Source organism: Micromonospora sonchi (genome assembly GCF_014646235.1).
Lineage (GTDB): Bacteria > Actinomycetota > Actinomycetes > Mycobacteriales > Micromonosporaceae > Micromonospora > Micromonospora sonchi.
The window spans coordinates 51,170-69,976 of sequence record NZ_BMNB01000010.1; the positions used below are offsets into that span (position 1 = coordinate 51,170).

Consider the following 18,807-nt stretch of genomic DNA (forward strand, 5'->3'; position numbering starts at 1 on the left):
GCCCGCTGCACTGTCCGGCCGAACCCGCCGATCCTCGGCACCGGATCGCCCCTCCGCCCGCCCCACCGGCGACCCGTCAGGTGGCGTTGCGATCGGGTCGGGCCGGTGCCCGGACGAGGCGAAGCGAGACCCAGACGATCGCGACGCCGTCGCAGCCCGGCGTGGCGCGGGATCGCCCCGGCGCGAAGTGATCTGTCTTCCGGTGCCACTTTCATTGTAGGGGGCGAAATCGCCCTTCGGATCGTCGCGAAGACTGATTTTTCCGCCCCTGAGCTGGTCATACGCTTCGCCGGACAGTCAAGCCACGCGTTCGGGGGGCCATCGTGTCTGATGTCAGGGGCCGGGAGATCGCTGCGGAGCAGCAGGTCGTGGACCGGGTCTACGACCTGCTGGAGGGGATGCGCGCGCGGGCGAACGACCTCGCCGGTGAGGGCCACCGGCGGGCGGCCGGCGGCCCGGCCACCGGCCTGGTCGAACGGGACGCGATGGTGCACCAGGCCACGGTGCGGCTGCGGGCGTTGGACGTCGAGGCGGAGGGCATCGTCTTCGGCCGGCTCGACTTCGACGACGGCGAGAGCTTCCACATCGGCCGGCTGGGCGTACGCGACGGTCTGGAACCGCTCCTGGTCGACTGGCGGGCGCCGGCCGCTGCGGCGTTCTACCGGGCGACGTCGGGGGAGCCGCTCGGCGTGGTGCGCCGCCGGGTCATCATCTGCCGCGGCCCGAAGGTGATCGACCTCGACGACGACGTGCTCTCCCCGGAGCGGGCCGGTGACCTGCGCGTGCTCGGCGAGGGGGCGCTGCTGGCCGCGCTGCGCCGCTCGCGTGGGCCGCACATGCGCGACATCGTCAGCACCATCCAGCGGGAACAGGACGAGGCCATCCGGGCACCCGCCCCCGGCGTCACCCTGATCAGTGGCGGACCGGGCACCGGCAAGACCCAGGTCGCGCTGCACCGGGCCGCGTACCTGCTCTACACCAACCGGGGCCGATTCACCGACGGCCGCATCCTGGTGGTCGGTCCCTCCACGGTCTTCACCCGCTACATCAGCCGGGTCCTGCCCTCGCTCGGCGAGGAGAGCGTGCACCTGCGGTCCCTCGGCGAGTTGGTGGAGGGGGTGACCGCCACCCGCCGGGACCGCGCGTACGTCGCGCGGATCAAGGGCGACGAGCGCATGCGGGACGTGCTGGTCGAGCTGGGCTGGCAGTCGCCGCCGAGCGCACCACGCCGGCTGCGACTGGTGTACGCGGGCCAGGTGCTCACGCTCGACGCGGCGGAGCTGGCGGCGGCCCGCCGTCGGGTCCGCGTCGGCTGCGAGGCGAGCGGCACCGGGCCCAACGCCGCCGGCCCGACCGCCGCCGCCGTGCTGGTGGACGCCCTGTGGCAGCAGGTGGAGGGCCGGCACCTCGACCGGAAGCTGTTCGCCGAGGAGGTCGGCGATCGCGACGAGCTGCACAGCTTCCGGCGGGCCTGGTGGCCCACGCTGACCCCGACCGAGGTGCTCGGCTGGCTCGGCGACGCCAACCGGGTGATCGGCCTGGACCCCGAGGCCGCCGAGACGCTGGCCGCGACGTACCGCAGCCGCACCGACTGGTCCGTGGACGACGTGCCGCTCCTGGACGAACTGGCCGAGCTGCTCGGCGAGCCACCCGCCGCACCGCGCGCGCCCGAGCCCGAGTGGCGGCTGCGCGAGCTGACCACCGGCACCCGGACGGTGGCGACCTTCGTGCTCAGCTGCGGGCTGCGGGAAGGATGGGAGCTGTACGCCCCCAACCTGGCGACCCCGTTCGCCCTCGCCGGACCGACCATCGACAACGACGCGATCGGCGCCGCGCAGCGCTGGGCCGAGGCGGTCATCCTCCGCGAAGGGCACCACGTCGTCGGCTGGACCGACGGTTTCGACCCGCACGGCGAGGAGGGCTACGTGCCGGTGCTGGCCGAGCCGCTGCCGGTCGAGGAACCCGACGACGACTCCGCCGCCGACGAGCCGTACCTGCACGTCATCCTCGACGAGGCCCAGGATCTGTCCCCGATGGAGTGCCGGATGATCGCCCGGCGCGTCGAGTACGCCTCGATGACCGTCGTCGGTGACCTCGGGCAGGCCACCCATCCACTGGCGGCCGACACCTGGCCGCAGTTGCTCGCCCGGATCGGCAAGCGCCAGATCCGCACCCTGGAGCTGCGCACCGGCTACCGGGTGCCGCAGGTCATCGCGGACTACGCGGCACGGGCCCTCGCCCCCGGGAGCGCGCCCACCCGGTCGTACCGGCCCGGCGGCACGCTCTCCGTACGGCAGGTCGACGACCTGCACACCGCGCTCCGCGACGCGGTACGGCAGGCCCCGCGCGACGCGACCGTCGCCGTCATCGCCGCCGACGACCGGGCCGAGACCCTCGCCGGGCTCGTCGACGCGCCCGACGTCGTGGTGGTCCCGGCCAGCCTGGTCAAGGGCCTGGAGTACGACCACGTCATCGTCGTGGAGCCGACCGAGATCGTGGCCGCCGAGCCGCGCGGCATGAACCGTCTGTACGTCGTACTCACCCGAGCCGTCGCGACCCTGGTCGTCCTGCACCACGCGGCGCTGCCCGCCGCCCTGCGGGACGCCGACCCCGCCGAGCGGCCTACCGGCTGAGGTATTCGGGGAAGGGGATGCCGAGCCGCTCGAACACCGACCTCGCCGTGACCTCGAACGGCCCGCTGACCTACCGGACGGCTTTCTCGTACGTCATGTAGACAGAGCGGATCAGATGTGGGGCACCTCCCCTGACGTGCACCCGCGCCAGGATCTCCGCGACTCTTTTCCCGTGACGGATCAAGTGGTTGGGGCGGTTGGCTGAGGGCGTCGTGAGAATCATCGACAGCACCTCGAGGACGGTGGCCGGGGCGATGCGCGCGGCGTCCGCCGCGAGGGCGCGCATGACCAGCGCCGGCATCGCCTCGTTGTCATGGAGAGCGTCAACACACAGGGTGTACGCCTCGATCCGCCGCCGCAGTGAGTCGTCGTCGAAGGGCTCGGGGGCGAGCAGGAGCTCCAGCAGAGTTGCCGCGTCGGTGCCGGGCGGGCCGGCGGCATAGATCCGGACCTGGTCGAGTGCGACGTACCGCCAGAAGGGCGTGAAGCTGTGAGCGAGGATGCGGGTGAAGTAGCCGTCCGACCGGAACGCAGCTTCCCGTAGCCACCCGCCGACCGGACTGGCAGCGGCGACGCTGTAGTCGCGGAACGCGTCGCTGTAGTCGCGGAACGCGTCGCTGTTGCCGAGGTCCGTTCTCGTCGGGCCGAGCGGCAGCGACCCGGCGAGAGTGACCGCTGCGCCGTCTTCCAACACGAGATGACCTTCGGGCCGGGCCTTGTGCAGGTCCAGCACGCTGATGCCCTCGGGAAACCGGTACGTCATCCGCACGGTTTGCCACAGGCTGTACCACCCGTCGCTCGGCAGTTGGCTCTCCCAGAGCAGCGCGTGTGAACGCCACGACGATCCCTGAGCGGGTGGGAAGAGGTCGTCCGAGTCGATCCCGTCCGGGCTGAGCAGCACCATGAGGGTGACCAGGTTCGCGGTGAAGGCGGCGTGCCGGGCCGACACTGCCTGCCGCACCGGCCGGTAGTTCGCCAGCGACCACGTCGGCTGGGGGTGTCCGGCGTCCCGGAGCAGGGCGTACAGCAGGGCGCGGCACTGCTGGTGCAGGTCCGAAGAGAACCGCGCCAGCAGCACGCGACAGAACTCGATGACCGGGGCGCGGCCCGCCAGCACCGCGAACGACAGCCAGGCGTACAGCGGCCCGGCGTCCAGCGTGCCCGGGAAGTCTCGCCGCTGCTGGTGTGCCCGTTCCTCGGCCAACTCGGCGAGGGTGCCCACCACGCGGCGGGCCACCAGGAATTCCCCGAAGGTCGCGTGCAGGAACTCGAAGCTGCGTTGCGGGGCGTCGGTACCCTCCCGAGCCGTCGACTCGTGAATGAAGAAGAACCGTCCCACCAGCAGTTGGGCCGCGGTGAGTGGGCGGTCGTACCCGTCGGGTCGGGCCGGCTCCACCCGGTCCTCGCCCAACAGTTGGTCCAGGTCGGCGTCGAGTTGCGCCTCGGTGATGAGCTGGGCGCCGCGATTGAACATCGCCAGGGCGATCAACTCCAGCCGGCGGATCTCCCGGCCGACTGCCGCCCGGTCACTGCCGGCGGGGGTTGCGGGTTCCCGCTTGCCGATCTCGCGGCGGGCGAAGTCGGTGAACAGCCGCTCGTACAACTCGGCGCGGTCGAGTCCACCGGCCGTGGCTTGCAGTGCGTTGTCCCAGGCGTCGTACAACGACAGCATCAGCAGCAGGAGCGGCTGCTCCGCCAGCTCGCGGTAGCGCAGCGCCACCGGGGTGGTCAGCGGTACGAGCGAGCGGCGGGCGAGGCCGGCTTTGTTGGTGGCGGCCCACACGCTTAGCCAGCGGTCGATCTGTGGCTCGTCGAACGGCTCCAGGCGCAGCACGATGCTGCCCTCCGGTACCCGGGCCCGGTCGGCGACGACGGTCCGGGAGGTCACCAGCACCGCCAGCGGGCGGCCCAGTTCCGCCTCCCGTCGCTGGAAGTCGCGGACCTGCTCCAGATAGTTGGCGCGGTTGACCCCGGACGCTTGAAGCAGCTCGTCGTAGCCGTCGAGCAGCACCACGGGCAGCGCGCCCCCTGCCGAACGCACCAGCTCCGGCCAGGCCAACCGCTCCCCGACGCTCTGGTAGACAGCGCTCTCGATCTGTTCCTGAACCGACGCGTCCGCGGCGACTGAGCGCAGCTCCACCCGTACGCACAGGAAGTCCGTCGGCGGGAGGTTCGCGGCGAGGATCCGGCTCAGCAGCGACTTGCCCGAGCCGGGCTGGCCGAGCACCAGCAGTGGCCCGGTGACCGCCTCCGGGCCGGTGAGATAGCCGGCCAGGAACGGCTGTAGGTCCGCAACGACGATCGCGTCGGCCCACCACGCCTCGGTGGCCACCCGCGCGTCCGACTCGGCCGCGCCTACCCGGGCCCGCGGGTTGACGTAGAGAGCGGCGGTGGTGGGCAGAGTGACGCCATCGGGCAGGTCGCCGATGGCGAGGACGGGACTGTGGAGTTCACGGCGGTACCGAGCCGCGAGATCGATCCGGCTGGTGGCGGCGTTTCCGGCCGCGAGATCCGCCAGCAGTGCACGGATGCCGGCCAGGCCCGTGGTCAGCTCGGCGAACTGCCGGGCGAGTTCGGTACCGATCCGTCGGGTGGTGGCCCGGCTGGCGGCCGCGTCCGTCATCGCCGCCCAGATGACGAACTCCGGCACCTCGGCGGCGAGCGACCGGTAGCCGATCTCGTACCGGCGCAGTGCGGTGGCCGCGATGCCACGCTGCGGCTCGTCCTCGTTGAAGTACAACTCGATGCCCCGGATGGCGTTCTCACCGCCGACGAGCTTGCTGACGAAGACCACGACCGATCCCATCAGGTCGCGGAAGTAGTCATTGAGCTGGGCGGTGAGCACCTCGAACGGTACGAGGGGCGAGGGCAGCGGTACCTGGTGGTCGACGAGGGCGTTCAGCACCCCGAGCCGTTCGAACTCGGCGTTGGTGCGGGCGCCCAGGGCGACCTGCTCGGCGAGGGTGATCTCCAGCTCGGCGGGGTCGACGCCGATCGCGGTCAGGGTCTCGTCGAACGCCTCGAAGAACGAGCTGATCACGAGCACGGTGTGTGCGGCGACCAGGCGTTGGGTGCGGTCGTACCGGCCGAGGCCGGAGAGGCGTTCACGGATGCCGCGTACCGCCTGGTTGCCGTAGTTGACGATCTCGTCGCGGACGGCGAAGAGATCGATCGCGCCGAGCGTGGCGACGCTCAGCGCCGTGCCGCCCGCGCCGGCGAGCCGGCCGAGAGCGGAGATGAACGGGCTGTCTCCGGCGCCGAGCAACCGCACGGCGTCGGCGTAGGTCAAACCACGGCGCGAGGAGGGTCTGAGCACACTGGAGTGTCCCATCACCGCCCGGGCGTACGCAGCCCGGAACGTGGCGGCTCACCTGGGCTCGGCCGGAGGCCCGCGTCGGGAAGCCGCCTGCGCTTCCGGGAGGGCGACGTCGAACACGACCTGCCTGCCGGCGACTGCCTCGAACTCGGCGAACCGGCACCCTGCTCCTACCACAACGTCACCGACCGCCCCTGCCGGTACGTGGTGATCCTCAGCCGCCGCCACCCCAGATAGCCGGCGCCAACGAGGCGATGCAGTTCAATCGGCAGAATCCCGGGCTGCTCCAGAAGAGGTGCTATGCCCATGGCGTCTATCAGAATCGCTCGCGCATCTCAAAAGACGAACGGGAGCGGCTGGTCGAGGTCCGGTTACAACGTCAATCGCTCCTGGAACGTCGCCTTCCCACCCGCACCGAAGTTTGAGGTGGTCCTCTCCGAGGCAGTTCTCCTCCGGGTCATTTGACCGGTGTGCGCTGGCTCAAGAGCACCCGCAGCGGTGACAACGGCGGCAACTGTGTCGAGGTCGCGGACAACCTGCCGGGCCTTGTCGCCGTACGGGACAGCAAGGATTCGGCCGGTCCGGTTCTGGCCTTCTCTCCCACCGTCTGGGCCGCCTTCGTTCGCGCGACCCGGCGCTGGCCTCGGCCACCGTACCGTGACGGGAGCGCGCTCGGCTGCCGCCGGGCGCGCTCCCGAGCCCACGGCTCAGGTGCGCGGCGGTGCCGTCTCGGCTCGATAGGCGGCGGCGAGTCGCTTCGGGGCGCGGGCGTACCAGGCCTCCACGATCAGCTCAGTCAGCTCGTCGACGTCGATCCGGTCCAGCCGCACCAGCACGATCGGATAGCCGTCGAAGTGCGGCGTGGTGAAGTAGCGACCAGGATCGTCGGCGAGGAGCGCCTCCTTGACGCCGAGGTCGGCCACCCGTACGCCGAGGATCGGCCCGTCCGGTGCCGCCGGACCGAGCGCATCGAGCTCGCCCCGGCGCAATGGGCGTTCCCAGACGAAGGACTTGTCCCGCACCTTCCACGCGGGCAGCCCGTCGTACGAAGGTCGCTCGCCGGTCTCCGGCAGGCTCAGCGCGATCCGGCGTACGTCTTCCCAACTGGCCATCGCCCGACGATACGCCCCGGCGTTTGTTAAAAAGGGGCCCTTCCTATGCACGAGGCGTTAATAGGGGGCCCTTCCTTTCTTCCCTAAGGTGTGCTCATGCAGATCGAGATGCCGGTATGTCTGGCTGATTTCGCGGAGCGGGCCCGAGGGGTGCTGCCGCCGGAGGTGTGGGACTACCTGGACGGTGGCAGCGGCACCGAGATCACCCTCGGGGCGAATCGACGGGCGCTCGATCGGGTGGGTGTGCTGCCCCGGGTGCTGGCCGGGGTGGCCACCGCCAGTTTGCGGGCCCGGCTGCTCGGTCGGGAGTACGCGATGCCGGTCGGTGTGGCACCGATGGCGTACCAGCGGCTGGTGCACCCCGACGGCGAGGTCGGCCTGGCCGGCGCGGCCCGGGCCGCTGGGGTGCCCTACCTGGCCAGCATCCTGGGCAGCACCCCGATCGAGCAGGTCACCGCGACGGGCGCCGAGGTGTGGTTCCAGCTGTACTGGCTGCGCGACCGTGCACTGGTGACGGAGCTGCTGGCCCGGGTGCGCGACGCCGGCTGCCGGGCGTTGGTGGTGACCGTGGACGTGCCGGTGCTCGGCCGGCGCTACCGGGATCTGCGCAACGCCTTTCGGCTGCCGCCGGAGTTGGTCGCGGCGAACCTGCCGGGCGGTCGGAACGACCTGGCCCACGGCGGTACGCCGGGCGTCACGCCGGTCGCGGCGACCAGCGGCGCGGCCTTCGCCCCGGCGCTGAGCTGGCAGGACCTGCGGTGGCTGGGTGAGCACTGTGAGCTACCGCTGGTGGTCAAGGGCATCCTGGACCCGGCCGACGCGGTACGGGCGGTCGACGCCGGTGCGCGTGCGGTGGTGGTGTCCAATCACGGTGGACGGCAGCTCGACGGGGTGCCGGCCAGCGCCATCATGCTGCCCGAGGTGGTCGCCGAGGTGGGTGACCGGTGCGAGGTGCTGCTGGACAGCGGGATTCGGGGCGGCCTCGACGTGCTGCGGGCGCTGGCGCTGGGGGCGCACGGGGTGCTGGTCGGCCGGCCGATGCTCTGGGCGCTGGCGGCCGGGGGAGAGGCCGGGGCGAGCGCCGGGTTGGCGCTGCTCGCCGACGAGTTGCGCCACGCGTTGGCCCTCGCCGGTTGCGCGGATCCGGCCGCCGCACGCGAGCTGCGTACCGTCGCGATCGACTGAGTGGCAGGATCGACTCACCGTGTTCACCGCCTGGCAACCTGTGACGGTCGTCCTGCCGTCGTCCTGGTTGGACGGTCATAATGGGCGGCATGATTGCCTGGGAGTACGCCCTGCTGGTCCGCCGTTACCAGGGACAGGGCCGGAATTTTCACGTCACCTTCGTCTGGTACGGGCCAGACGGGTCCCGCAAGGACGTCACGGCGTACGGCGACACGGCGGTCGCGCATCTCAACCGGGTCGGTCGGGAGGGCTGGGAACTCGTCACGGCGGCCGAGGACGTGAACAACGTCCAGGGCAGCACCGAGGTGCACCGCTACCACCTCAAGCGCCCACTCAACTGAACCGCCCCGCCCCCGCCCCCCCCGGCCGGCCCGCCCCCCCCCGGCCGGCCGGCCCGGCCCCGTTGATCATGAGGTTGGCGGCAGTGGTTGATCTTCAAACTGCCGCTAACCTCATGATCAACGCGAGGGGGTGGTGGGCCGGTGGGGCGGTGGGCCGGTGGGCTGGTGGGCCGGTCAGGTCAGGTCGACGTGGGGGTAGAGCGGGAAGTTGGCGAGCAGGTCGGTGGCCTGGCGGCTGACCTTGTCGGCTAGGGCCGGGTCCAGCACGTATTTTGCCTTGGAAGCCGTGCCGTCCGGGCCGGTGCCGGCGGTGGTCTGGCTGAGCACGGTATGGATCAGCTCGGCGGTGGCGTCCATGTCCGCCAGGCCCAGCCCACGGGTGGTCAGTGCCGGCGTGCCGATTCGGATGCCGGAGGTGTACCAGGCCCCGTTAGGGTCCTGCGGCACCGCGTTGCGGTTGGTGACGATGCCCGAGTCCAGCAACGCCTGCTCGGCCTGCCGGCCGGTCAGCCCGTAGCCGGTGACGTCGATGAGCACCAGGTGGTTGTCGGTGCCGCCGGTGACCAGCTTCGCGCCCCGGCGCAGCAGGCCCTCGGCCAGCGCCTGGGCGTTGTCGACGATGCGCCGGGCGTAGTCGGCGAAGTCGGGGCGACGCGCCTCGGCCAGCGCGACCGCCTTGGCGGCCATCACGTGCGGCAGCGGACCGCCGAGCACCATCGGGCAGCCCCGGTCCACCTGGTCGGCCAGCTCCGGGCCGCAGAGCACCATGCCGCCGCGCGGGCCGCGCAGCGACTTGTGGGTGGTGGTGGTGACGATGTGCGCGTGTGGCACCGGGTCGAAGTCGCCGGTGAAGACCTTGCCGGCGACCAGCCCGGCGAAGTGGGCCATGTCCACCATGAAGGTCGCGCCGACGGAGTCGGCGATCTCCCGCATGATCCGGAAGTTCACCTTCCGGGGGTACGCCGAGTAGCCGGCGACCAGCACCAGCGGCCGGAACTCGCGGGCCGCCTCGGCCACCTTGTCGTAGTCGACCAGGCCGGTGGTCGGGTCGGTGCCGTAGCTGCGCTGGTCGAACATCTTGCCGGAGATGTTCGGCCGGAAGCCGTGGGTCAGGTGTCCACCGGCGTCCAGCGACATGCCGAGCATCCGCTGGTCGCCCAGCTCCCGGCGCAGCGCGAACCAGTCAGCCTCGGTCAGGTCGTTGACGTGCCGGGCCTGCGCCCGCTTCAGCGCGGGGGCCTCCACCCGGTCGGCCAGGATCGCCCAGAACGCCACCAGGTTGGCGTCGATGCCCGAGTGCGGCTGCACGTACGCGTGTGCGGCGCCGAACAGCTCCCGGGCGTGCTCGGCGGCGAGCGCCTCGACGGTGTCGACGTTCTGGCAGCCGGCGTAGAAGCGGCGGCCGATGGTGCCCTCGGCGTACTTGTCGCTGAGCCAGTTGCCCATCGCCAACAGGGTGGCTGGCGAGGCGTAGTTCTCGCTGGCGATCAGCTTGAGCGACTGGCGCTGGTCGGCCAGCTCTGCGCGGATGGCGTCGGCGATGCGCGGCTCGACACCGCCGATCACTTCGAGTGCGCTGCTGAAGGCGGTGGACTCGACGTTGCGCGGCATGCTGCGACCTCCTGGTGACGTGCGGAAGGCCCAGGCGCTCGGCATGCGTCCTCGTGACGGGGCCGCTCCCCGATGGTTCTCCATCTCCAATGCGCCAGTCACGGCCCGAAGGGCATCCTACCGGGTACGCCGCCGCCACGACGTCGCGCCCGCCCAAGCCGCCGTCGCCACGCCGTCGCTCCGCCCGGGCCGGGACGACGACGACCGGTCTGTCCGGTCCCGGCCGGCGCGTCGGATCCCGTCGCCCCGCTGGTTCCCGACTTCCCCGGTGGGGTGTGCTGGCCCGAGCCGGGGGTACCCGACCGGGACCTGACGGAGCTACCTGGAGGTGAACCGTGGCCACGATGACGCACCCGGCCAGCCCGGTAAAGGACAAGAACTACGACCTGATCCACGCGATTCAGATGTCGCTGGAACACATCTGGCAGATGGAGACGTACATCGCCGACGCCGAGTCGCGGGGGGACAACGAACTCGCCACCTGGTTCCGCAAGATCCAGGAGAACAACCGCAAGGCGGGCGAGCAGGGCAAGCAGATGCTCATGTCGCGCCTGCAGCGGGAGAACGGCTGACCGTCGCGGACGCCGTGGACCGGGCGGGACCTGCGCCGCCCGGTCCGTCCGTACGCCCACCGGCGTCGGTGGCCCGTCGTACCCTGTGAGCCGTGGCGGGCGCGGCCGAGGAGATCCAGGTGGGGCGGCGGACGGTTCGCGTCTCCAGCCCGGACAAGCCGTACTTTCCTCAGCGGGGGCTGACCAAGCTCGACGTGGTGCGGTATTTCCTCACCGTCGGTGACGGCATCCTGCGCGCCCTGCGGGATCGGCCGACCATGCTGGAACGGTGGCCCCGGGGTGTGTTCGAGGGGGCGACCATCGCCACCCGGCAGGACAACCGGGGCGACGCGTTCTACCAGAAGCGGGTGCCGGCGGGCGCGCCCGACTGGGTGGGCACCGCGCACATCACCTTTCCCAGCGGCCGTACCGCTGACGAGGTCGCGCCGGGCGAGCTGGCGGTGGTGATCTGGGCGGTCAACCTGGGCACGTTGCGCTTCCACCCGTGGCCGGTGACCAGGGACGATGTCGAGCGGCCGGACCAGCTGCGCATCGACCTGGACCCGCTGCCCGGGGTGGGGTTCGACCAGGTGGTGCCGGTGGCCCACGAGGTGCGTGGCTTCCTCGACGAGCTGGGCCTGGCCGGCTACCCCAAGACCACCGGCGGGCGCGGGCTGCACGTCTACGTGTCGATCGAGCCACGGTGGAGCTTCGGCGACTGCCGGCGGGCGGTGCTGGCGCTGGGGCGCGAGATGCAGCGCCGTCGCCCGGATCTGGTCACCACCACCTGGTGGCGTGAGCAGCGGGACCGGCCGGTCTTCGTCGACTACAACCAGATGGCCCGGGACCACACGATGGCCTCGGCGTACTCGATCCGGCCCACGCCGGCCGCGCTGGTCTCCGCTCCGCTCGCCTGGGCCGAGCTGGACGACGCCCGGCCGGAGGACTTCGACGTCACCACCATGCCGGGTCGGTTCGCCGAGCGCGGTGACCCGCACGCCGGCCTCGACGAGCGGCGTTTCTCCCTCGAACCGTTGCTGGCGTTGGCCGACCGGGAGGGCCTGGAGGCGCCGCCCGAGCGCTGAGCGCCGGTCACGCCCAGGGGCCGCGTTCCCCGTCGAACTCGTCGAAGACCAGCCAGGTGCGGGTGGCGAGCACCCCGGCGATGCGCTGCACCCGGTCCAGCACCACGTCCCGCAGGGTGGCGTTGTCCGGCGCCCGGACCAGCGCGAGCACGTCGTGCTCGCCGCTGAGCAGCGCCACGTGCTCGACGTAGCGCACCTGGGCCAGCTCCGCGGACACCTCGCGCCAGGTGTTCTGCTCGATGGTGAGCGCGACGTACGCCGAGGTGCCCAGCCCGGCCGCCTCCGGGGCCATCCGCGCGGCGAACCCGGTGATCACTCCGTCGCGCAGCAGCCGCTCCAACCGGGCGTACGCGTTGGTGCGCGAGACGTGCACGCGTTCGGCCAGCGTACGCATCGACATCCGACCGTCCCGGGTGAGTTCGTCGAGGATCCGTCGGTCCACCTCGTCCAGCGTGACGACCGTTCGTCCCATTCCGGCCTCCGGGCCCGGCCTCAGGTTGGCCTCCTGACTCATCCCTGCCCCCTGACCGCGCCATTCGTCCCGTGTTCATCGGGCACCTTGAGTCAATCATCCGACCGCAGGAGCATAAGGCCACCACACGTCCAGGAGGTTCCGCCGTGACGAGCACCCCCCAGGCGGTCCGCAGGGCATCCCCGCGGAAGCGCCGGCCGGCCACCCCGGCAGCGCCCGACCCGTCCGCCGTCCTACTGCCCCAGGCCGAACCGGTCCGGCTGCTGAACCCGGACGGCAGCCCGCTACCGGCCCGCGCCGACTATCCCGAGCCGCCGGTGGCGGCGTTGCGCGAGATGTACCGGCGGATGGTCGTCGGACGGCGCTTCGACGCGCAGGCCACCGCGCTGACCAAGCAGGGCCGGCTGGCCGTCTACCCATCCTCGCGAGGCCAGGAGGCGTGCCAGGTCGGCGGCGTCCTGGCGCTGCGCGACGACGACTGGGTCTTCCCCACCTACCGGGAGTCGATGGCGTTGACCGCCCGCGGCATCGACCCGGTCGAGGTGCTCACCCTGCTGCGCGGCGACTGGCACTGCGGGTACGATCCGGCCGTCCGGCGCACCGCCCCGCAGTGCACCCCGCTCGCGACCCAGTGCGTGCACGCCGCCGGCCTCGCCTACGGCGAGTCGTACCAGGGGCGCGACACCGTGGCGCTGGTCTACATCGGCGACGGCGCCACCAGCGAGGGCGACTTCCACGAGGGGGTCAACTTCGCCGCCGTGTTCAAGGCGCCCGTCGTCTACTTCGTGCAGAACAACCGGTACGCGATCAGCGTCCCGCTGTCCCGGCAGACCGCCGCGCCCTCGCTGGCCTACAAGGGCGTCGGCTACGGCGTGCCCAGCGAGCAGGTCGACGGCAACGACCCGGTGGCCGTGCTGGCCGTGCTGCACCGGGCCGTCGCGCACGCCCGGGCCGGCAAGGGCCCGTTCCTGGTCGAGGCGCACACCTACCGGATGGAGCCGCACACCAACGCGGACGACCAGACCCGCTACCGCGACGCCGACGAGGTCGAGGCGTGGCGCGACCGGGACCCGATCGCCCGGTTGGAGAGCTACCTGCGCGCCCGGGACGTCCTGGACGACGCGGCCGTCGCCGAGGTCGCCGAGCAGGCCGAGGCGTACGCCGCGCGGCTGCGCGAGCGGATGAACGCCCAGCCCACGGTCGACCCGCTCAGCCTCTTCGAACACGTCTACGCGCAGCCCACCCCGCAACTGGTGGAGCAGCGCGAACAGGTCCGCGCCGAGCTGGCCGCGGCGCGGGAGGGGGACGCCTGATGGCCACCATGACCATGGCGAAGGCCCTCAACGCCGCGCTCGCCGACGCGATGCTCGACGACGAGCGGGTCGTCGTCTTCGGCGAGGATGTCGGGCAACTCGGCGGGGTCTTCCGGATCACCGACGGGTTGCAGGCCCGCTTCGGTGACAAGCGCTGCTTCGACACCCCGCTCGCCGAGGCCGGCATCGTCGGCTTCGCCGTCGGGCTGGCCATGTCCGGCCTGCGCCCGGTGGTCGAGATGCAGTTCGACGCGTTCGCGTACCCGGCGTTCGAGCAGATCGCCTCACACGTGGCGAAGCTGCGCAACCGCACCCGGGGCGCGTTGAGCGTGCCGATGGTGATCCGGGTGCCGTACGCCGGCGGCATCGGCGGCGTCGAGCACCACTGCGACTCCTCCGAGGCCTACTACGCGCACACCCCGGGCCTGAAGGTGGTCACGCCGGCGACCGTCGCCGACGCGTACTCCCTGCTGCGCGAGGCGATCGACGACCCGGACCCGGTGGTCTTCATGGAGCCGAAGAAGCTCTACTTCGCCAGCGCCGAGGCGGACCTGCCGGCGCGCACCGAACCGTTCGGCCGGGCCGTCGTCCGCCGGCCCGGACGCGACGCCACCCGGGTCGCGTCCGGGCCGGCGGTGCCGCTGATCCTGGAGGCCGCCGAGGCCGCCCGGGAGGAGGGCTGGGACCTGGAGGTGATCGACGTACGCACCATCGTGCCGTTCGACGACGTCACCGTGACCGACTCGGTGCGCCGCACCGGCCGCTGCGTGGTGGTGCAGGAGGCGCAGGGTTTCGCCGGGGTCGGCGCGGAAATCGCCGCCCGGGTGCAGGAACGCTGCTTCCACGCCCTGCACGCGCCGGTGCTGCGGGTGGCCGGGCTGGACATCCCGTACCCCGCGCCGATGCTGGAGCACACCCACCTGCCCTCGGTCGACCGGGTGCTGGACGCGGTGGCCCGGTTGCAGTGGGACGACCAGCCCGACCCGCGCTGGCTGACCGAGGGCAGCGCGGCATGAGCGCGCAAGTCTTTCTTCTGCCCGACCTCGGGGAAGGGCTCACCGAGGCGGAGATCGTGCGGTGGCGGGTGGCGGTCGGCGACACCGTCACCGTGGACCAGAGCGTGGTCGAGGTGGAGACCGCCAAGGCCGTCGTGGACGTGCCCTGCCCGTACGCCGGCCGGGTCGTCGCCCTGCACGGCGCGGAGGGTGAGGTGCGTCCCGTCGGCCAGCCGCTGATCACGGTGGCGGCCCCGGCCGTTGTTGGTGCCGCGCCGGTCGCTGGCGGTGCGGCGATGGAGTCGGCGGAGCCCGTCGGGCACGCGGTCTACCGCGAGGAGGAGCGCGCCGGCTCCGGCAACGTGCTGATCGGGTACGGCACCGGCCACGGCACCTCGCGCAGACGTCGCCGACCCCGGGTAGTGCCCGCCGCCAACGGTGCCGAGCCAGCCGGCTCATCGGCGTCCGCGCAGCCGCGCCCCGGCCCTGCCCCGGTATCGCCCATCGTGCCCCCGGCGGCCCCGCTGCCCGGCTCGTCTGCCGTGTCGGACCGGTCGCCGGCACTGGTCATCTCGCCGATCGTGCGGCGGCTGGCCCGCGAGCGTGGGGTGGATCTGACCACCCTGCGCGGCAGCGCTCCCGGCGGGGTGATCCGACGCGCCGACGTGGAAGCGGCGGCCGGCGCGGCGATCGTGGCCGGGGCCTCGGGTGCCGGAGCCGTGGCGCCGTCAGGTGCCGGGACCGACCGGGAGCCGGTGGGTGGCGTGGGTCGGCTCACTGCCGTCCCCGACCTGCCGGCGCAAGCGCCGACGGCGCACGTCGGGCTCGCCCCGGCCGGCGCATCGGACGTGGTCATCCCGCTGACCGGCATCCGCCGGGCGATCGCCGACAAGCTCTCCCGCAGCCGGCGGGAGATCCCCGAGGTGACGATCTGGGTCGACGCCGACGCCACCGCGCTGCTCGAGACCCGGGCCGCGATCAACGCTGCCCGTCCCGACTCCCCGGTGAGCATCCTGGCCCTGCTCGCCCGGATCTGCCTGTCGGGGCTGCGCCGCTATCCCCAGCTCAACTCCCGGGTCGACACCGAGGGACAGCGGATCATCCAGTCCGCCGGGGTGCACCTGGGCATCGCCGCACAGACCGAGCGTGGTCTGGTCGTCCCGGTGCTGCGCGACGCCGACCGGCTCACCACCGCGGAACTGGCCGCCGAACTCGCGGCGACCACCGCGGCGGCGCGGGCCGGTGAGCTGCCGCCGGCTCGGCTGACCGGGGGCAGCTTCACGCTGAACAACTACGGGGTGTTCGGGGTCGACGGTTCCACGCCGATCATCAATCATCCCGAGGCGGCGTTGCTCGGTGTGGGGCGCATCGTGGACAAGCCGTGGGTGGTCGACGGGCAGCTCGCGGTACGCAAGGTGACGCAGCTCAGCCTCACCTTCGACCACCGGGTCTGCGACGGTGCGGTGGCCGGCGGCTTCCTGCGGCACGTCGCCGACTGCGTGGAGCAGCCGGCCCTGCTGGTCGCCGCCGTTTGACCGGGTCCGATCCGGGCTGACTGGTCCATCCCGCGCCCGGCGTCCGACAACGGACGCCGGGCGCGCCGGCGTACGGGCGTGACACGTCCGGGCATGACGCAGCGGACCTCGATTTGTCGGATAACGCTCGCAGACGGTGCGTGGACGTATTCATCGGTAGGCCCTGGTGCTATTCCGGAAAAATTCCCTGGCAATATTCGCGCAATTCCCGGGAAACTGCGAAATTGACGCCGCGCTGCCGGTGAGAATGTGGCGGAGGACGGAGCAGACGGGGGGGTCTCTATTATGACGCTGAGGGGGCGATTGACGCTGCTGGCGGTGACCGTCGCGGCGGCACCGCTGGCGTTGGGCGCATGCACCTTCGACCGTAGGCAGGGCAACGAGGCGCGGGCCGCCGTGCCGGAGTTGACCGTGACGCCGGCCGAGGGCGCGCGGGACGTGCCGATCAGCGGTGAGGTCGGCACCCAGGTCAAACACGGTCGAGTCACCGCCGTACGGATCACCGATGACAAGGGCGGCACGGTCGCGGCGGAGCCGCGTGAGGACGGCTCGGGTTGGGTGCCGAGCAAGACCCTGCAGCCGAAGCGGACCTACACCGCGGAGGTGACCGCCACCGGCGATCGCGGAAAGACGGTCACCCACAAGACAACCTTCACGACGCAGTCGAAATCGTCGAAACCGGCCATCACCAGCACCCTTTACTTCGATGGTAACCGGACGTACGGCACGGCCATGCCGGTAACGGTTGCCTTTGACCCGCCAATTCCCAAAGAGGCCAGGGTGGATGTGCAGCGCCGATTGTTTGTGAAGACGGATCCACCCCAGCCGGGCGCCTGGTCCTGGGTGTCCGACGGCAGCCAGGTCTATTACCGGGCGCCCGATTTCTGGCGTCCGGGCACGACGATCAGCGTCCGCTCGGCGCTGGAGGGCCTGCCGATCGGCAAGGAGAACGTCGGCGACGCCGACCGGCGGTCGACCTCGAAGATCGGCCGGCAGGTCGAGTTGGAGATCGACAGCGCGACCAAGCAGATGTCGGTGATCCGGGACGGCAAACTGCTGCGCAAGCTGCCGGTCAGCCTCGGCAAACCGGGCACGCCGACCTCCAGCGGCAAGATGGTGATCATGGAGAAGCACGAGATCACCACGTTCGACACGCGGGGCTCGGCCGATCCCTATGTGGTCGACGTCGAGGACGCCCAGCGGCTCACCTGGGGTGGCGAGTTCATCCACGGTGCCCCCTGGTCGGAGGGGGACCAGGGGTACACCAACGTGTCGCACGGATGCACCAACCTCTCCGCGGTAAACGCCGACTGGTTGATGGGGGTCACCCAGGTTGGTGACCTGGTCACCATCAAGGGCACCGAGGTGACGCTCGACGAGGGCAACGGCTGGACGGCCTGGAACGTCAGCTGGGACGAGTTCGCCAAGGGCAGCGCCCTGCCCGTGCCGCCCGGGCTGCGGCCCACGCCGAGCCAGGCACCGGATCCGGGGGCGGTGGCCGGTGGCTCGCCGGAGCCGACGCCGTCCGCCAGCGGCGGCTGACCGGAGCGTACGCACGCCGGGCCGGTCCGCCGTGGACCGGCCCGGCCGCGACGGCAGCCCCGCTACGTCGCACGGCCCCCGGGGATCGTCCCTAGGGTGGACACCGGGATCGGGCCAATCATGCCCTGGGATTACCCCGGAACCGCCGCTGCGCAGGGTGGAAGTGTCGGTGCCGGACGATAGGTTCGGTTCATGCGAGAGCACGAGGAGCGGTTCCACGTCGAGACGACTGTCTTCGACGAGGCGGTGTGCGTGCGGGTGGCCGGCGTGGTCGACGTCGCCACCGTCGCCGCGTTCCGCGCCGCGCTCTGGGCGGCGCCGGCACGACCGGAACTGCGGGTGGATCTCTCCGAGCTGTTGATGCTCTCCGCCGCCGGGGTGCGCGCGCTGATCGCGGCGCGACTGCGGGTGCGGGCCCAGGGTGGCGAGCTGGTGTTGATGGACCCGTCGCCGGTGGTGGAGCGGGTGCTGCGCGCCACCGGCCTGCGCCGGGTCATCCCGGTTGTCGTCGGGGCGGCACCGGAGCGGCTGCTCGCCGCGGTGTGATCCGTGGGTGAGCGTCCGGCGCCGGGCACGGGGGCCGGCGCCGGACAACGCGGGTCAGCGGAGGTCGAGCAGGTCGACCACGAAGACCAGGGTCTCGTTGGGCTTGATCAGGCCGCCGGCTCCCCGGCTGCCGTAGCCGAGGTGCGGCGGGATGGTCAGCCTGCGCCGGCCGCCGACCCGCATCCCCACCACACCCTGGTCCCAGCCGGCGATGACCCGCCCGCCGCCGAGCGGAAACTCGAACGCCTGGCCGCGGTTCCAGGAGGCATCGAACTCGGCGCCGGTGGAGTGCGAGACCCCGACGTAGTGGACACGGGCCACCTGGCCGGGCTGGGCCTCGGCCCCCTCGCCGACGGTGATGTCCTCGATCACGAGATCTGCCGGCGGGGCACCCTCGATCGGACCGATCTCGGGCTTGCTCGCCTGGTTCATGTGGATTCTCCTGTACGTCGTTACCCGTCCACCGCAATCCTGCCGGATGCTACGGCAGCCCCCGTCGCCGCCCGCCCACCCGATCCCAACCCCCGCCGATCTTGCACTTTTGGTCGCCGATATGGACGGTATGGCCTC

The 18,807-nt window shown here is 71.7% G+C and carries 16 protein-coding genes, 1 pseudogene and 1 riboswitch; of the genes and pseudogenes, 12 read left to right on the forward strand and 5 right to left on the reverse strand.

Annotation, left to right across the window (positions count from 1 at the left end; all coding sequences use genetic code 11):
- Positions 1-323 precede the first annotated feature (323 nt).
- Positions 324-2,633, forward strand: a complete 2,310-nt coding sequence (locus IEY61_RS12715; protein WP_189043813.1) for a HelD family protein — start codon at positions 324-326, stop codon at positions 2,631-2,633.
- A 70-nt stretch (positions 2,634-2,703) separates the two neighbouring features.
- On the opposite strand, the gene IEY61_RS12720 is transcribed toward IEY61_RS12715, so the two are convergent.
- Entirely contained in the window at positions 2,704-5,964 is a 3,261-nt protein-coding gene (locus IEY61_RS12720; protein ID WP_373293148.1) for an NACHT domain-containing protein, read from the reverse strand.
- Positions 5,965-6,203: 239 nt separating this feature from the next.
- Between IEY61_RS12720 and IEY61_RS31165 the strand changes: the two genes are divergently transcribed.
- Positions 6,204-6,374, forward strand: coding sequence for a Scr1 family TA system antitoxin-like transcriptional regulator (locus IEY61_RS31165; protein WP_229705861.1), 171 nt, complete (start codon positions 6,204-6,206; stop codon positions 6,372-6,374).
- A gap of 36 nt (positions 6,375-6,410) precedes the next feature.
- Positions 6,411-6,587, forward strand: a pseudogene (locus IEY61_RS12725) (DUF397 domain-containing protein); the annotation flags it as partial.
- A 69-nt stretch (positions 6,588-6,656) separates the two neighbouring features.
- On the opposite strand, the gene IEY61_RS12730 reads toward IEY61_RS12725, so the two are convergent.
- Positions 6,657-7,061, reverse strand: coding sequence for an MmcQ/YjbR family DNA-binding protein (locus IEY61_RS12730; protein ID WP_189043817.1), 405 nt, complete (start codon positions 7,059-7,061; stop codon positions 6,657-6,659).
- A 96-nt stretch (positions 7,062-7,157) separates the two neighbouring features.
- On the opposite strand from IEY61_RS12730, the gene IEY61_RS12735 reads away from it, so the two are divergent.
- On the forward strand, positions 7,158-8,246 hold the full coding sequence (locus tag IEY61_RS12735; RefSeq protein ID WP_189043819.1) for an alpha-hydroxy acid oxidase: 1,089 nt from the start codon (positions 7,158-7,160) through the stop codon (positions 8,244-8,246).
- Between the two features lie 80 nt (positions 8,247-8,326).
- The gene (locus IEY61_RS12740) at positions 8,327-8,587 is read left to right on the forward strand and encodes a hypothetical protein (RefSeq protein ID WP_111242354.1); all 261 of its coding nucleotides are present in this window, start codon (positions 8,327-8,329) and stop codon (positions 8,585-8,587) included.
- Between the two features lie 174 nt (positions 8,588-8,761).
- On the opposite strand, the gene IEY61_RS12745 is transcribed toward IEY61_RS12740, so the two are convergent.
- Complete coding sequence (locus IEY61_RS12745; RefSeq protein WP_189043822.1) at positions 8,762-10,198, reverse strand: glycine hydroxymethyltransferase; 1,437 nt, start codon at positions 10,196-10,198, stop codon at positions 8,762-8,764.
- A 21-nt stretch (positions 10,199-10,219) separates the two neighbouring features.
- Positions 10,220-10,310, reverse strand: a riboswitch (ZMP/ZTP riboswitch).
- 232 nt (positions 10,311-10,542) lie between these two features.
- Here IEY61_RS12745 and IEY61_RS12750 point away from each other — a divergent pair.
- Positions 10,543-10,770, forward strand: a complete 228-nt coding sequence (locus IEY61_RS12750; protein WP_189044093.1) for a hypothetical protein — start codon at positions 10,543-10,545, stop codon at positions 10,768-10,770.
- A 92-nt stretch (positions 10,771-10,862) separates the two neighbouring features.
- Positions 10,863-11,834 (forward strand): DNA polymerase domain-containing protein, encoded by a 972-nt coding sequence (locus IEY61_RS12755; RefSeq protein WP_189043824.1) that lies wholly within the window; start codon positions 10,863-10,865, stop codon positions 11,832-11,834.
- A 7-nt stretch (positions 11,835-11,841) separates the two neighbouring features.
- Here IEY61_RS12755 and IEY61_RS12760 read toward each other — a convergent pair whose 3' ends face one another.
- Positions 11,842-12,306, reverse strand: a complete 465-nt coding sequence (locus IEY61_RS12760; RefSeq protein ID WP_229705862.1) for an Lrp/AsnC family transcriptional regulator — start codon at positions 12,304-12,306, stop codon at positions 11,842-11,844.
- Positions 12,307-12,452: 146 nt separating this feature from the next.
- Here IEY61_RS12760 and pdhA point away from each other — a divergent pair, with 146 nt between their 5' ends.
- From pdhA to IEY61_RS12785, 5 genes are all read left to right on the forward strand, one after another.
- On the forward strand, positions 12,453-13,619 hold the full coding sequence (pdhA, locus tag IEY61_RS12765) for a pyruvate dehydrogenase (acetyl-transferring) E1 component subunit alpha (protein WP_189043828.1): 1,167 nt from the start codon (positions 12,453-12,455) through the stop codon (positions 13,617-13,619).
- Complete coding sequence (locus IEY61_RS12770) at positions 13,619-14,635, forward strand: alpha-ketoacid dehydrogenase subunit beta (protein ID WP_189043831.1); 1,017 nt, start codon at positions 13,619-13,621, stop codon at positions 14,633-14,635. The genes pdhA and IEY61_RS12770 overlap by 1 nt, the downstream gene beginning before the upstream one ends.
- Positions 14,632-16,149, forward strand: a complete 1,518-nt coding sequence (locus tag IEY61_RS12775) for a dihydrolipoamide acetyltransferase family protein (RefSeq protein WP_189043833.1) — start codon at positions 14,632-14,634, stop codon at positions 16,147-16,149. Before IEY61_RS12770 ends, IEY61_RS12775 begins: the two co-directional genes overlap by 4 nt.
- A 285-nt stretch (positions 16,150-16,434) precedes the next feature.
- Positions 16,435-17,691 (forward strand): L,D-transpeptidase, encoded by a 1,257-nt coding sequence (locus tag IEY61_RS12780; RefSeq protein ID WP_189043835.1) that lies wholly within the window; start codon positions 16,435-16,437, stop codon positions 17,689-17,691.
- Positions 17,692-17,883: 192 nt separating this feature from the next.
- The gene (locus IEY61_RS12785) at positions 17,884-18,237 is read left to right on the forward strand and encodes an STAS domain-containing protein (RefSeq protein ID WP_189043837.1); all 354 of its coding nucleotides are present in this window, start codon (positions 17,884-17,886) and stop codon (positions 18,235-18,237) included.
- Between the two features lie 54 nt (positions 18,238-18,291).
- Here IEY61_RS12785 and IEY61_RS12790 read toward each other — a convergent pair whose 3' ends face one another.
- Positions 18,292-18,669 carry an FKBP-type peptidyl-prolyl cis-trans isomerase gene (locus IEY61_RS12790; protein WP_189043839.1) on the reverse strand — a complete coding sequence of 126 codons (378 nt, stop codon included), beginning with the start codon at positions 18,667-18,669 and terminating at the stop codon, positions 18,292-18,294.
- Between the last annotated feature and the right edge of the window lie 138 nt (positions 18,670-18,807).

Bases quoted from the DNA above. Each gene is read 5' to 3' on its own strand.
- IEY61_RS12720 (WP_373293148.1), bottom strand. From the start codon at position 5,964: ATGGGACACTCCAGTGTGCTCAGACCCTCCTCGCGCCGTGGTTTGACC.
- IEY61_RS31165 (WP_229705861.1), top strand. From the start codon at position 6,204: ATGCAGTTCAATCGGCAGAATCCCGGGCTGCTCCAGAAGAGGTGCTAT.
- IEY61_RS12730 (WP_189043817.1), bottom strand. From the start codon at position 7,061: ATGGCCAGTTGGGAAGACGTACGCCGGATCGCGCTGAGCCTGCCGGAG.
- IEY61_RS12735 (WP_189043819.1), top strand. From the start codon at position 7,158: ATGCAGATCGAGATGCCGGTATGTCTGGCTGATTTCGCGGAGCGGGCC.
- IEY61_RS12740 (WP_111242354.1), top strand. From the start codon at position 8,327: ATGGGCGGCATGATTGCCTGGGAGTACGCCCTGCTGGTCCGCCGTTAC.
- IEY61_RS12745 (WP_189043822.1), bottom strand. From the start codon at position 10,198: ATGCCGCGCAACGTCGAGTCCACCGCCTTCAGCAGCGCACTCGAAGTG.
- IEY61_RS12750 (WP_189044093.1), top strand. From the start codon at position 10,543: ATGACGCACCCGGCCAGCCCGGTAAAGGACAAGAACTACGACCTGATC.
- IEY61_RS12760 (WP_229705862.1), bottom strand. From the start codon at position 12,306: ATGGGACGAACGGTCGTCACGCTGGACGAGGTGGACCGACGGATCCTC.
- IEY61_RS12770 (WP_189043831.1), top strand. From the start codon at position 13,619: ATGGCCACCATGACCATGGCGAAGGCCCTCAACGCCGCGCTCGCCGAC.
- IEY61_RS12775 (WP_189043833.1), top strand. From the start codon at position 14,632: ATGAGCGCGCAAGTCTTTCTTCTGCCCGACCTCGGGGAAGGGCTCACC.
- IEY61_RS12780 (WP_189043835.1), top strand. From the start codon at position 16,435: ATGACGCTGAGGGGGCGATTGACGCTGCTGGCGGTGACCGTCGCGGCG.
- IEY61_RS12785 (WP_189043837.1), top strand. From the start codon at position 17,884: ATGCGAGAGCACGAGGAGCGGTTCCACGTCGAGACGACTGTCTTCGAC.
- IEY61_RS12790 (WP_189043839.1), bottom strand. From the start codon at position 18,669: ATGAACCAGGCGAGCAAGCCCGAGATCGGTCCGATCGAGGGTGCCCCG.